The sequence below is a fragment of the Pelotomaculum sp. FP genome (assembly GCF_004369245.1).
Taxonomy (GTDB): Bacteria; Bacillota; Desulfotomaculia; order Desulfotomaculales; family Pelotomaculaceae; genus Pelotomaculum_C; species Pelotomaculum_C schinkii.
In genome coordinates this window covers 42,707-55,291 of record NZ_QFGB01000003.1, presented here as the reverse complement: position 1 = coordinate 55,291, position 12,585 = coordinate 42,707, and the positions used below count along the sequence as shown (strand labels likewise).

Annotated in this window: 10 protein-coding genes, 2 pseudogenes and 1 riboswitch; of the genes and pseudogenes, 9 read left to right on the top strand and 3 right to left on the bottom strand. The window is 45.5% G+C overall.

The genetic code is table 11. The features are described 5' to 3' along the window. Positions 1 to 144 precede the first annotated feature (144 nt). The 7 genes and pseudogenes from spo0A to Psfp_RS01960 all read left to right on the top strand — a co-directional run bounded on the left by spo0A (position 145) and on the right by Psfp_RS01960 (position 8,271). Positions 145 to 915: a sporulation transcription factor Spo0A gene (spo0A, locus tag Psfp_RS01995; protein ID WP_134216876.1), complete on the top strand. Its 771-nt coding sequence runs from the start codon at positions 145 to 147 to the stop codon at positions 913 to 915. 192 nt (positions 916 to 1,107) lie between these two features. Continuing rightward, the gene (locus Psfp_RS01990) at positions 1,108 to 2,316 is read left to right on the top strand and encodes a diguanylate cyclase (RefSeq protein WP_134216875.1); all 1,209 of its coding nucleotides are present in this window, start codon (positions 1,108 to 1,110) and stop codon (positions 2,314 to 2,316) included. Between the two features lie 769 nt (positions 2,317 to 3,085). Continuing rightward, on the top strand, positions 3,086 to 3,643 hold the full coding sequence (locus Psfp_RS01985; protein WP_134216874.1) for a DUF3795 domain-containing protein: 558 nt from the start codon (positions 3,086 to 3,088) through the stop codon (positions 3,641 to 3,643). Between the two features lie 409 nt (positions 3,644 to 4,052). Further along, a riboswitch (Fluoride riboswitch) is annotated at positions 4,053 to 4,111 on the top strand. A 62-nt stretch (positions 4,112 to 4,173) separates the two neighbouring features. Further along, positions 4,174 to 4,509: a dynamin family protein gene (locus Psfp_RS01980; RefSeq protein ID WP_243120429.1), complete on the top strand. Its 336-nt coding sequence runs from the start codon at positions 4,174 to 4,176 to the stop codon at positions 4,507 to 4,509. 28 nt (positions 4,510 to 4,537) lie between these two features. Next, on the top strand, positions 4,538 to 5,572 hold the full coding sequence (locus tag Psfp_RS01975; protein ID WP_192895232.1) for a hypothetical protein: 1,035 nt from the start codon (positions 4,538 to 4,540) through the stop codon (positions 5,570 to 5,572). A 218-nt stretch (positions 5,573 to 5,790) separates the two neighbouring features. Next, positions 5,791 to 6,782, top strand: a pseudogene (gene eno, locus Psfp_RS01970) (phosphopyruvate hydratase). 286 nt (positions 6,783 to 7,068) lie between these two features. Beyond that, positions 7,069 to 8,271 (top strand): MFS transporter, encoded by a 1,203-nt coding sequence (locus Psfp_RS01960; RefSeq protein WP_243120428.1) that lies wholly within the window; start codon positions 7,069 to 7,071, stop codon positions 8,269 to 8,271. A gap of 47 nt (positions 8,272 to 8,318) precedes the next feature. Here the strand turns inward: Psfp_RS01960 and Psfp_RS21995 are convergent, their stop codons facing one another. The 3 genes and pseudogenes from Psfp_RS21995 to Psfp_RS01940 form a co-directional block, all read right to left on the bottom strand. Next, positions 8,319 to 8,852: a hypothetical protein gene (locus Psfp_RS21995; RefSeq protein ID WP_205079446.1), complete on the bottom strand. Its 534-nt coding sequence runs from the start codon at positions 8,850 to 8,852 to the stop codon at positions 8,319 to 8,321. 161 nt (positions 8,853 to 9,013) lie between these two features. After that, positions 9,014 to 10,579 carry a recombinase family protein gene (locus Psfp_RS01945; RefSeq protein ID WP_134216871.1) on the bottom strand — a complete coding sequence of 522 codons (1,566 nt, stop codon included), beginning with the start codon at positions 10,577 to 10,579 and terminating at the stop codon, positions 9,014 to 9,016. A gap of 11 nt (positions 10,580 to 10,590) precedes the next feature. Continuing rightward, a pseudogene (locus tag Psfp_RS01940) lies at positions 10,591 to 10,896 on the bottom strand (AAA family ATPase); the annotation flags it as partial. A gap of 291 nt (positions 10,897 to 11,187) precedes the next feature. On the opposite strand from Psfp_RS01940, the gene Psfp_RS01935 reads away from it, so the two are divergent. Together Psfp_RS01935 and Psfp_RS01930 are read left to right on the top strand one after the other, a co-directional pair. Continuing rightward, a complete protein-coding gene (locus tag Psfp_RS01935; protein ID WP_134216870.1) occupies positions 11,188 to 11,703 on the top strand; it encodes a hypothetical protein in 516 nt (171 codons plus the stop codon). A 12-nt stretch (positions 11,704 to 11,715) separates the two neighbouring features. Next, positions 11,716 to 12,159 (top strand): DUF6076 domain-containing protein, encoded by a 444-nt coding sequence (locus tag Psfp_RS01930; protein ID WP_243120427.1) that lies wholly within the window; start codon positions 11,716 to 11,718, stop codon positions 12,157 to 12,159. The last annotated feature ends 426 nt before the right edge of the window (positions 12,160 to 12,585 follow it).

Sequence of the window (12,585 nt, the reverse complement as noted above, 5' to 3'; positions counted from 1 at the left end):
TTAGATAGGTTTCCCCGATGACTTTAATGCAATATACAAAAATTTTCCTTTTTATCTGGAAGGACATTCTTTGTGGTCGTCGAATCATTTGGGTAAACATACTAAAATATAAAAAATAGAAATATTTAGGAGGCGGGAGCGTTTATGCCAAAGAAAGCAATCAGGCTTTTAATCGCAGATGATAACAGAGATTTCTGCGAGCTGCTAAAGGAATTCATAACGCAGCAGGAAGATTTCAATCTAACCGGTATTGCTTATAATGGCCTGGAAGCCATTCAAATGATCCAGGAAAACAATCCTGATGTCGTCGTGCTGGATATCATTATGCCGCACCTGGACGGGATCGGGGTCCTGGAAAAATTGGTTACCGGCAATACCGGCAGCAGGCCAAAAATTATCATGCTGACTGCCTTTGGACAGGAGAGCGTAACCCAAAGGGCGGTTGAACTGGGCGCCGACTACTACATTTTAAAACCATTTGACTTTAATGTACTGGCCACCCGCATCCGGCAGCTGGCGGACGGGGTAAATGTATCGCAGTATATTGCTCCGGTTAAACCCAAAAATTTGGACATAGCTGTAACCAATATTATCCATGAAATGGGTGTTCCGGCTCATATTAAAGGTTACCACTATCTGCGGGATGCTATTTTAATGGTTATCAGCGAGATCAACCTGCTCGGGGCGGTTACCAAGGAGTTGTATCCCATGATAGCCCAGAAGTATCAGACGACACCCAGCAGGGTTGAACGCGCCATACGGCACGCCATTGAACTGGCCTGGGACCGCGGCAATGTGGATATGATGACCAAATTTTTCGGCTATACCATCAACCTTGAACGCGGCAAGCCCACCAATAGTGAATTTATCGCCATGGTCGCGGATAAGTTAAGAATTGAAACCAAGGTCAGTTAAACAAACTTATAGATAGTAATATAGAATTTTGTTCAACAGACACCACTTTTTTTATTGGGTTATCACCAATAATCAGGGGGTGTTGTTTTTTTGATATGTTATTTGAATAGATAGAGCAAAGAAAAAAGCAGGGGGCGCTGCATCAAATTAGTTAAGTGATATCAAAAAGTTAAGGGAAAAGGATGAAACATATTGACTCCAAACCAATTTAGAATTCAACTCCAAAACAGATTTGGTAATTGGTTTCCCGTTGTGCCCGAGGCTTATAAGAATATTCTGGAAAGTATTTTAACTTATTCCAATATACAACGCTTACGTATTATCTCGTGGCTGTTAATATTAATCAATTTGACCCTTATCTCTATCCAATTGGCATATATCGGCAAAATCGATCAACCCCGCATTCTTGAAATAGCTCCGTATATCATGACCCTAAGGATTGTTCTTCTAGTAAGCTCTGCAGCTTTTTTATTCATAACCAGGCTTCCGTTTCCAGATGCTATTAAACGATCCCATCATTTTTACGAGAGCGGGTATATAATACTTAACCTTATTAGTTATGCAATCTTATATAGCCTGATCCATTCTGTTGGGCCTGGTATAGCCTCCTCTTACCTAATGGCAGTCCTCGTTTCAGCCACGTTTCTTTATTTAAAATGGTCTAAAAGCATACTGATTTATGGCTTTTCCTGGATCGTATTCAGCGTTATGGTCTGGCGCTTTCAACCTGACTGGATTTTAGCTTTTTCCGCCATTATTAATGGTAGTGTTGTAACTATTCTTGCTTTAGTAATGTCACAGATTATATATGTCAATCGGGTTAAGGAATTTTTAAACCTACAAACAATCGAATTGCAGAAAGAGGAATTAGCCGCATCTAATGACTTATTAGAAAAACTTTCTTATCTGGATGCTCTGACTAACATACCCAATAGACGATTTCTTGATGAATTTTTACATAGAGAATGGAGACTGGCCTTCCGTGAGCATGGGTTACAGCTAAGCTTGATTATGGTAGATATTGACCAGTTTAAACAGTTGAATGACACCTTTGGTCACCAAAATGGAGACGATATCCTGGTCAATATAGCCACCACTTTAAGCAGAACTGTTAAGCGCCCCGGTGATTTATTTGCCCGTTACGGAGGAGAGGAATTTGCAGCTATTCTGCCGAAGACAGACTTAATTGGGGCCCGCAGGATTGCTGAGCAAATGCTTCAAGCAGTAGAAAGGTTGGATATTAATCACCCTTTCTCTTCGAATGGCCGTTTAACCATTAGTATCGGTTTGGCCTGCATCCAACCCAACGACAAGGAATTGCCGGAAACCCTTATTGAGGCTGCCGATAAGGCTCTTTATCAGGCTAAGAAGGCTGGAGGTAACCGGGTGTGTTGTGGCTAATTCCAAAAATAATTAGTCATTTAGATATGTGACGGCTTTGGTTATCACCCGTCGTGGTGGCATAGGTTAAACTGGTCCTGCCTTAATATGTTTTTGACTTCCACTTCCCCCCTCCAGCACTTCTCTTATCACTGCCCACCTCCGGATGCTATCAAGCCACTTCGATACCGGTTTTGCTTCTACTGTCACCGCCTGTAGATAACGACCGGTTCTTTACAAATAAAATGTGAACAGCATTAGGATTAAAACCATATAACCCATTTGGTGGATCGATGTGTTGTCAACACGGCTTACGGTTGGACTCTTTTAGGTGACTTCAAAGCCACTATAATATACCAAAATGGCGGCTATTCTTTTTCTAAAAATTACCTTGCACCGTGTTTTTGAAAGGCAGGAAATTTGACGCAAAAGGCAGAAGTATACAACTTAGTTATCATTATCTACTGGCACAACGAAGTGCAAGAATATCGGTGGCAGCCCACCCAGAGGGTAATGAAAGCATCATAGAATATTACACTGACAATTAACTGCAACAACGAAGTGCCGAGTATGGCTTAAGTTGTTAGATGAGAAAGTCGCAATAAAAACACTTTCTTTTGTTATGCACTGCATTATCTTTTTCAAATTAATGAATATGTTCTAATTTGAAGGTTTTGTTAAATATAATAAAACTAATGCTAATAATGGGAATCTGAACGAACACAAGTGAATTTCTTATTGTTTATATAATCTTATTATTAAATTGAAATTTGACGGAGAAGGTACACAAATGGATAATTTCAAAAGGGGCTATCCTTTATTTTCGCTTTGCGGCTTAAACTGTGGTCTATGTCCAATGCACTTGGATGATTATTGTCCCGGTTGCGGAGGTGGAGCTGGTAATCAACCATGTGCGATTGCAAGGTGCAGCCTACGGCATGGTGGAATAGAATACTGCTATTTGTGTGATGAGTATCCTTGTGAAAAATATGATGGTATAGATGCATTTGACTCCTTTATTACTCATCGTAATCAATTAAAGGATATTGAGAAAGTCAAGAAAATAGGAATAGATTCCTATCAATCTGAGCTTGCTGAAAAAATAGAGATTTTAAGATATTCATTGGCAAACTACAACGACGGGCGGCGAAAAAATTTTTACTGCATAGCTGTTAATCTATTGGAACTGCAAGATGTAAAATCCTTAATGGAACAAATTGTAACTAAAACGGGCTCAGACAATCTAACGTTAAAAGAAAAAGCTGTACTTGCAGCAAACCTGTTTCAAACTATGGCAGCGAAGCGAAACATTGTGTTGAAACTTAATAAAAAAGCCAGCAAGAAGTAGTAGTTACATTCCAATTTGTAGTTGAGATTATGAGCATACTAGAAATTAACATATATAAATTTAAATTCATATTAATCATATACTTTATTTATGCATTAGTGTAGCTAGTTGCTTGAGGTGAGAAGACGCCGGCCAGAAGGGTGAGGTGTTTACTCGGGCTAAATGGTTAAAAGTTACTGAATGTTCCATGCCGGTATTTGACGGTGCCATGAGTATTTCAGCGCTTATCGGCACTTTAAATATTTTAGAGGCGTGATCAAAAAAACACTGCTACAAATTTGCAGCAGTGCGATAAAGGGCATAGGCGCAATGTTGGTAAACCACTGCGCCAGCAGTTTAGTGCTATTCAGAAATGCAATCTATTTGACTTTTGTTCCAGTTGGCTTTATTCTTATATAGTGATTACAATTAAACAACAGGCGATGGGGCTCGCCTTGTGCCCGAATGGCTGATGGCTCCTGTAAAGTATACTTTACAGGAGCTTTTGTATTTTTAATGAGGTTGTAACAACAACTAACGGGGGATTACAAATGTTGGACCAGTTTGTTTTAAGAAAAAACACTATGATCCAGGTATTGGACCAGGCAGTCGCTTTTGCCAGGCAAAAGGAGAACTCCCTGGCCGCATCGCTCTTGGTTGAGAGCAGGGAAAGGCTAATCCAGGAAACATTCACTTTGGTCATTTTGGGCGAATTCAAGCGGGGCAAGTCCACTTTTATCAACGCGCTTTTAGGCGCCCAACTGCTCCCAACCGCGATCGTGCCGTTAACAGCCATCCCGACTGTGATCCGTTACGGGGAGAGTCTTGTTGTTCACGCAGTCCACATGAACGGTGTCATTGAAGAAATTACACTGGAGCAAATATGAACTGTTACCGGTGTCAGCCAGACAGGCCTTGCAGAGCCGGACCGGCGGCGGCAGTGCAATATCGTTGGAGACCAGCGGCATATTGACGTTCGAAAAAAAACTGGGGAATTTTATCCACAATAACAAGGGCCAGTTAATCCTGGAGGCATCCGCCGCCAGAGCGCTCCGGACAATCGGGGAACTGGAACTGGAGCTTCAGCTTTGGCAGCGGGCAATGGAAGGTTCATTGGAAGAACTCGACCAAAAAATAGATGCCTTTACAGCTCAGATGGAGTCTTTGGAGCAAGACCGGGAGGACTCAATTTATCTTCTCTACCGCGAGGTGGAACGGCTGGGCGCCTCGGTAGGGGAGGACCTCAATGATTTCTTTTCGCTTAAGTCAGGTGAGCTGGTGAAGTTGTTGGAAGAGTACTGCCACAAAGAGTCGCCGGGTAAGTCCGCTAAAGAGCTGGCTGTTATTTTAAACCAATACAGCAGGGAGCTTATCCTGAGCGTCCTGGATGAAAAACGCAACGAACAGCGCCTGATCATCAGGGAGCAATTTGAAAAGGTGGCGCTTCGCTTCTTTGGCCGTATTGAAGAAATAGTTGACCGGATGATGGAGATTTCGGCGGAAATTTTCAACATATCCGTGGATAAGTCGGCATCCAAGGAATACATCCTGGGGTCAAAAAGGTTTTACTTTTACTTTGAGGAACACCCATCCTTCATTCCCTCATTGGAGACTTTAACAGTGTTGGGTGTGCTCCCGAAAACACTGGTAGGCGGCCGTTTGCTGAAAAATGCTAAAAACAAACTTGTAGAACTTTTTGACCGCAACTGCGGCCGCGTCCGCTTCGACCTGGTTGAAGGCTTAACAGAAAGCGCCAGGGACGTGGCGGGAGATCTAAGGCTGCGAGCCAACTCAGTGTCCAAAGGACTGCTCGCAGCCATCCATAAAGCCAGGTTGGAAAGGGACCTGGGTGAGAAGGAGCGTGCCGAAAGATTAGAAAGTTGGCGTAAGGAATATGATGAGCTGAGACAGATGAAAGATATGGTTCAGCAAGTTATTTCATCTCGTTAGAAAAACCCTAAGTTCTATTTAATTAGGATGCCTTAAGGCAATAAATTTCGGTTTCCCGGTCATATATCTGAAGAGAAGCCGGCTGATGTATCAACGTCGATATACTCGCTGTGGAGTACAGCCGGCTTGCTTTTATTACTGGCACACGTTATTTCTAATAGCAAAAAGTTGCTCCATTATCAGATAAACCAGAAAAATGAAGGAAGGGACAACAAATAATGAAAATTACACAGGTATATGCCAGAGAAATTCTTGATTCGCGGGGTAACCCGACTATTGAGGTTGAAGTTGCGCTTGAAGATGGCTGCACGGGTAGGGCGGCCATACCATCCGGCGCTTCAACAGGAACCAGGGAGGCGCTGGAGCTAAGGGATGGGGACAAAAGCCGCTACCAGGGAAAGGGTGTTTTGCAGGCCGTCAACAATGTCAACTCGATTATAGCCCAGAAGATTGCAGGGATGGCCGCCTTTGCTCAGTATGCCCTGGATCAGGCTCTCATCGCGCTCGACGGGACCCCGGACAAAAGCAAACTGGGAGCAAACGCTATACTGGGGGTATCCATCGCCGCCGCCAAGGCCGCCGCACAAAGTCTTGCTGTGCCCGTCTACCGCTACCTTGGCGGCATCACCGCTGCGGAAATACCCATACCCATGATAAATGTATTAAACGGCGGCAAACACGCCGACAACAATATCGACACGCAGGAATTCCTGACCGTACCCGCCGGAGCGCCCAGCTTCAAGGAGTCACTCCAGATGGGAGCTGAGGTATTCCATGCTTTGAAAGCAGTCCTAAAGAGTAATGGACAGAACACTTCCGTGGGTGATGAGGGTGGCTTTCACCCAACCTGGGCTCGCTGCAGTTAATAGTCAAAGCCATTGAAACGGCAGGATACGCTCCGGGCCGGGACGTATTTCTGGCCCTTGACCCGGCAGCCAGTGAATTTCGCAAAGAAGGCTTCTATCACTTCGAGGGCAGCCATTGGGCCTCGCAGGATATGGTTGACTACTACCAGCGGCTGATCGGGAAATACCCCATTATATCTATTGAGGATGGTCTGGCGGAAGACGACTGGGAAGGCTGGAAGGCGCTGGCAAAAGCCCTCGGCGGTAAGATTCAGCTTGTTGGTGACGATATCTTTGTAACCAACCCGGACATATTCAACAAAGGGATAAAAGAGGGCATCGCCAACTCTATTTTCATTAGTTAAACCCGATCAAACTTTTGTCTGCGGCTGTGTCACTGATGATAACATGTTTTCACAAGGGTACAAAGTAATTGTTGTGGGAAATACCAAACCCATTTCAAGGAACTCGTCAAAGTTTAATCCAAAGGAAGTTTACTACTCAAAGGCGTACTATGCCTCAGGTATACTGGAAGGCTTGAAAAAACACGGCATATTTTAGCATATTTAATTTTAGATTCCTGGTCGTTCCAAACAGTTTTAGACAATGCTATTAGTGTTATAAATCCATTGGTGAGAGAAGGTTATTTGTGTGGGACGTAAGCCGGCAGTAGATGAAAAAAGCAACTTCTTGTCAGGAAGAACTGCCTGGAGGTTAGTCCTTCTCCTGGGGCTGGTCAGCCTTTTTGCAGACATGACGTACGAAGGCGCCCGCAGTATCACCGGCCAATATCTGGCCCTTCTTGGCGCAAGCGCCACAGTAGTAGGGTTTGTCTCAGGGTTTGGAGAACTCATCGGATATGGTTTGCGCCTAGTATCCGGATATTTTAGCGATCGCACTCAGAAATATTGGACTATCACTTTTGTCGGGTATACCCTTAACCTATTTATTGTTCCACTTTTAGCGCTGGCAGGACGCTGGGAAATAGCGGCGATTCTTATTGTCGGGGAGCGCATGGGTAAAGCAATACGGACCCCTGCCCGTGACGCAATGCTTTCACATGCGACTCACAGTATAGGAAGAGGTTGGGGTTTCGGCTTGCACGAGGCTATGGACCAAATAGGCGCCGTTACAGGTCCTTTAATTGTCGCCGCCATCTTATATTTTAAGGGGGATTACCGGACAAGTTTTAGTATCTTACTAATTCCGGCTCTCTTGGCGCTCACTATACTTCTTACTGCAAGACTACTCTATCCTCGCCCGCGTGATCTTGAAGTCGATAATCCAAAGATTCAAACAAAGGGATTAGACCAGGTGTTTTGGCTTTACCTGGCTGCTGTTGGACTGGTTGCAGCCGGTTATGCTGATTTCCCGCTTATTGCCTATCACTTTAAAAAAGTTTCGCTCGCCCCCGATACCTTGATCCCGGTTCTCTATTCCGTTGCTATGGGCATGGATGCTTTAGCGGCACTCTTTTTTGGGCGATTATTCGACCGGATAGGAATTTCTGTTTTGATATTTGTTTCTATATTGTCTGCATTTTTTGCTCCGCTCGTATTTTTAGGCGGCAAGTACCTGGCCATAGCCGGAGCGGCTATATGGGGTGTGGGCGTAGGAGCGCAGGAATCGATTATGAGGGCGGTTGTCGCTGAAATGGTACCGGCCGACAGGCGGGGCACTGCTTATGGAGTCTTCAATACAGGATACGGTTTGCTCTGGTTTGCAGGCAGCGCATTAATGGGGTTCCTTTACGATGTTTCAGTTCCATCGCTGGTTGCATTTTCCATGTTGGCCCAACTCGCTTCAATACCTCTTTTCTTTATGGTTTATAAGCGACAGTATGAAATTAAATAAAATCTAACTACCAAATATATCAAAATGATCATTTGGTGAAATATAGTTTAAGAAGGGTGTTGATGGTGGTTGGCTAAGCTTACTAACGAAGATGTACGTAAATTTGCCAGGGAATTAGGGGTTGATTGAATTTCAGCCCGCAGGAAAATGGCGTTGTCCGTTTGTTTATCGTAAAAACTACGAGCAAAATCATATAAATGCGTAACGAAGAAAACCTTGATGCGTTTTTCCAATAATGCGCAAATTATCTGCCTTGCGATCTCCGAGCCTTCCCTTTCGTTGGTCGCGGCGAAGGATTCATAGTTCGTTATATATTCACGAAAGGCCAAAAAACCGCGCGATTTTAAATCTGCCAGGGTTAAATCATTTAGCAGGCAATTAACGGCTTCGCAATAAATTTCTACCGCGTCTAAAAACCACCTTTCCTTCTGGTATTTATAGTAAAGCTTGCCTGCTTGGGCTAGATGTTCGCGCATTACACGCATTTTTTGCGCAAAGGCTTTTATATGCTCAAAAAAAGTTTTATTTTCAAGGTCCATCATTATTTCCTGACGATACTTGATCGAGTCAATATCTTTCAAGGAAGTGTAAAAAAAGGTTTTAGATTGTATTCCTGCCAACCGGACGTGATGGCGTCTACAATCTGATCAAGATTTAAATCAACAAAAAAGTCGGGCGCTTTAAGCGCATTTCCATAGGGACATTTTATGAACCGTGGGTATTGGTTGAGGCAGGCAGCAGATCAAGCTGTCTGCCTTTGCCGCTGTTCGGCTATTTTCTCGGCTTCTTCTGCGAAAGCGCCGACGACGCCGATGTCACGGTAGTGAATAACGATTTGCTGCTCCGCTGTTCTGGAGTACCGCTCTGCCCGTTCACCGATCTCGATCTTCTCGATAAATACGTTCAGCAGTTCACCGCTTAGCTCGTTTATCTCGGTATACCGTTTCGCCTTATCGATAAATCGTGTGACATTGGAGATGGAGGCTTGCAGTTCTTCGATCCGTTCCGCAGTATGAGGGATTCGCTCCTTCAGGCTTTTTTGCTCTGCGTTGTAGTCACCGGACAGCAACCTGAACTGCTCGTTTGTCACTCTTCCAAGCACATTGTCCTCGTATAACCGTTTGAACAAGGTGCTGAGCTCCGTGTCCCTCCGTCGCATTAATTCCAGTTCTCTTTGGAGCCTTTCAATCTCACGTCGGGTTTCGGCATTATTTTTACGATTGATGTACTGGATGAATAGCGCCTCTTGCTGCCGTGCGAAGTGGGTTACTCTCAGTAAATCATCCAGCACGATCGCCGCCAGGTGGACTTCCCGAAGATAGTGTGCGCTGCACTTTTCCTTGCCGCGTTTCCTGTAGGTGGAACAGATAAAATTGTTTTTCACAGCGGCCATGGCGTGCGCCCGATGGAGAACCATCTTTTCTCCGCAATCGATGCAGCGAACCAGCCCTGAGAACATATCCTGCTCAGCCATGTTTGCCCTGCGCCTTTTACGCTTGCGGATATCCTGAACGATATCCCATGTTTCCTTTGTCACCAGAGGCTCATGAGTGTTTTCAAACCGAAGCTGTTCTGATTCGGGACGCTTGATCCGTTTCTTATTCTTGTAGGATACCGTGGTGTACTTCAGACTGATGGTGTGCCCCAAGTAGACTTCATCCTCTAAAATGTCGGCAACAGATCTGCTGTTCCAATCATAAGGTCTGGTTACATCTACGTTGGTCAAAAGGACGCCGGTTTTGCTGTAATAGTAATATCCGGGTGTGTAAACCTGCTCATTTTTAAGCTGCTTGGCAATCTGAGTAGGGCCTTTCCCTCCGACACAGAGGTTGAATATCCTCTGGACAATCGGTGCAGCGTCCTCGTCGGGAACGATTCTGCTTTTGGGATTGTTCTCGTCTTTCTTGTAGCCATAGGGCGCTCTGGTCGCCACACGTTCGCCCCGCTCCGCTTTCGATTTAACGACCGCACGGATTTTCCGGCTGGTGTCTTTGGCATAGAAATCGTTAAACAGGTTCACGAACGGGGTGAAATCATTGTCGCCATAGAGGCTGTCCACGTTGTTGTTGACGGCGATGAAGCGGACTCCATAGCTGGGGAATATCATCTCGGTGTACTGTCCGACCAGCAAATAATCTCTGCCAAGACGGGACATATCCTTGACGATAATCGTCGCCACTTCGTCGTTTTCCACCATCTTCATCAGTTCTTTCCACGCAGGGCGGTTGAAATTTGTGCCGCTGCAGCCATCGTCAGAAAGGAAGAGAATGTTTTCAAAGCCGTTATCGGCAGCGTATTTTTCCAGCATCAGCCTTTGATGATGACCAGCACTCGGGAACAGTCCGCGCCCAATTGTTCCAAACGTGGTTTTATGGTATCCGCCAGCCCGTCCTCCGCCGACTGGTAGATGACGTTGATGGGAGGACTAGCCGCTTCTTCCTCCGGCAGCGGTTCGCCGTTGGTCAGCAGCGCGATCATCGCCAGAACAAAAGAGGTTTTTCCCTCGCCGGGATCTCCCTGAATGATGGTGACCTTGCCATAGGGGATGTACGGATACCACAGCCATTGCACCTGCTCCGACGGAATGTCGCTCATCCGGATAAGCCTGTTTTTCTTTTTCTGCATATTCTCACCTCCGTCCACAGAATTCTGATTGTTTAATTTACACCGCGTTCCCGGCCAGGTTCCTGCCCTACGGCCTTGCGTGACCAACACAGCGTTCCCATCTCATTGGCATGCTCGCCTGCATTTGCAGGGTCCTGGCATGCTTCGCCTGAAAGTATCCACTCCGGGTACGGCTATTCTATTTTTAATCTTTTTTTGCCACGATTTCATTTTTACAAATGCCGTGGTAAAATGATACAGAGAATGCAAATAATTTATTTTTGAGAAAATCCATTATTTGCGGAGGGCAGCATGTTTCCGTATTTCAAAGTTTTCATCGACAATCAGTCATTCATGAACATTCTCTGGTACTCAGATGAACATAAGCACGGCTTCCGGCGCAGCGGGCAGATCGGAGAAGGGCTGGTAAGCTTCTGCGAGCTTGATCTGACTGCCCTTGAAGATAAAATAAAAGAGCTTGCCGGAATACCGCTGACAAGCTTGAATTACGACATGTTACGAAATTGTATTTTTGACGCAGCGGAGTTGCTAAAGGACAAGCACGACTATGCTTTTTTCTTTCTGGTGGGCGCGCTGAACAATATTCTGGCAACCCCGGTCTATTTTCAGGATGATATTGAAGCGCGGAGACTGGAGCAGCTGCAAAGCTGTTTTGCCATTCTGGAGGATGTGCCGACGCTGCAGGAGATATTTCAGTATGCCCTGCGCTTCTGCCTTGACAAGGACAATCTGTCCGACCGCTCGGCATCCGAAAGGTTGGTCGGTTTCTATTTTCAGTTTCCGAACTTGAGCAAGTTTACCGTGTAGACGGGCTTCGCGGTGGCTCCGGTAAAAAAGGGTGCTTTGGATTACGAGAAAGTTGCAGAAATACACAGAGAAAACATTACGGATACCAGACAAACGCTGGAGGCCATCCACGAGGATCGTTCCAAGGTCAGTCTGCTGCCGTATTATCACATTCAGTCGCTGGATGAAATGCTGTTCCTTGAGTTTATGGAAATGCTCAAGCGCGGTATCCAGGTGAAGCGGTGCAGATTATGCGGACGATACTTCGTACTGATTGACAAGCGCAAGCGGGAGTATTGCGGAAGAGAATATTCAGAGGGAAAGACCTGTCAGGATGTCGGCCCCATGCTCCGTTACGAACAGCGTCTCGAGACGGATACTTATCTGCAGAAATTTGAGACGGAGTACAATAAGATCTACTCCCGATTCTCCGCGCCGACGGGAAGCTTGCTTCCGAGCGGTCCGGCAAGGATATGACGCGTGAGGAATTCCGGATGTGGTCAAAGGCTGCGTCCAAAGCAAAAGCCGATTACCAAAAAAGATTGATAACCGGCGAAGAGATGTTGAGTATTGTACGGTCGGGGACTTAATCCAATATTAACTTGACTTTTTCTCCAAACAGAGCTGTATTAGAACCACGGGAGTTTCCTGACGAAAAAACGTCATAGCAGACTGATGTGGTTCCAGCACACCAGCCCTGCGAAAGGTGAAGAGACCACCCCGCGCAACCGTAAACGGCACTATGACGTGATTATTCTATCACTCTTCATGGTGTTTCACAATCTGAAGTTTCGGCGTATGCAAGGGGTTATGGCGGCGATGCCGCCCGCCTTTGCGTACGCTGTTTTGTAAGGGCATACCTTGCCCTTGGGAACCTTTCGACTAAATTTGAAAGGTCGGGAG

What these genes read in the sequence shown, in the direction of transcription:
- spo0A (WP_134216876.1), top strand. Translation starts at nt 145, where the DNA reads ATGCCAAAGAAAGCAATCAGGCTTTTAATCGCAGATGATAACAGAGAT.
- Psfp_RS01985 (WP_134216874.1), top strand. Translation starts at nt 3,086, where the DNA reads ATGGATAATTTCAAAAGGGGCTATCCTTTATTTTCGCTTTGCGGCTTA.
- Psfp_RS01945 (WP_134216871.1), bottom strand. Translation starts at nt 10,579, where the DNA reads ATGCTGGAAAAATACGCTGCCGATAACGGCTTTGAAAACATTCTCTTC.
- Psfp_RS01935 (WP_134216870.1), top strand. Translation starts at nt 11,188, where the DNA reads ATGTTTCCGTATTTCAAAGTTTTCATCGACAATCAGTCATTCATGAAC.
- Psfp_RS01980 (WP_243120429.1), top strand. Translation starts at nt 4,174, where the DNA reads ATGTTGGACCAGTTTGTTTTAAGAAAAAACACTATGATCCAGGTATTG.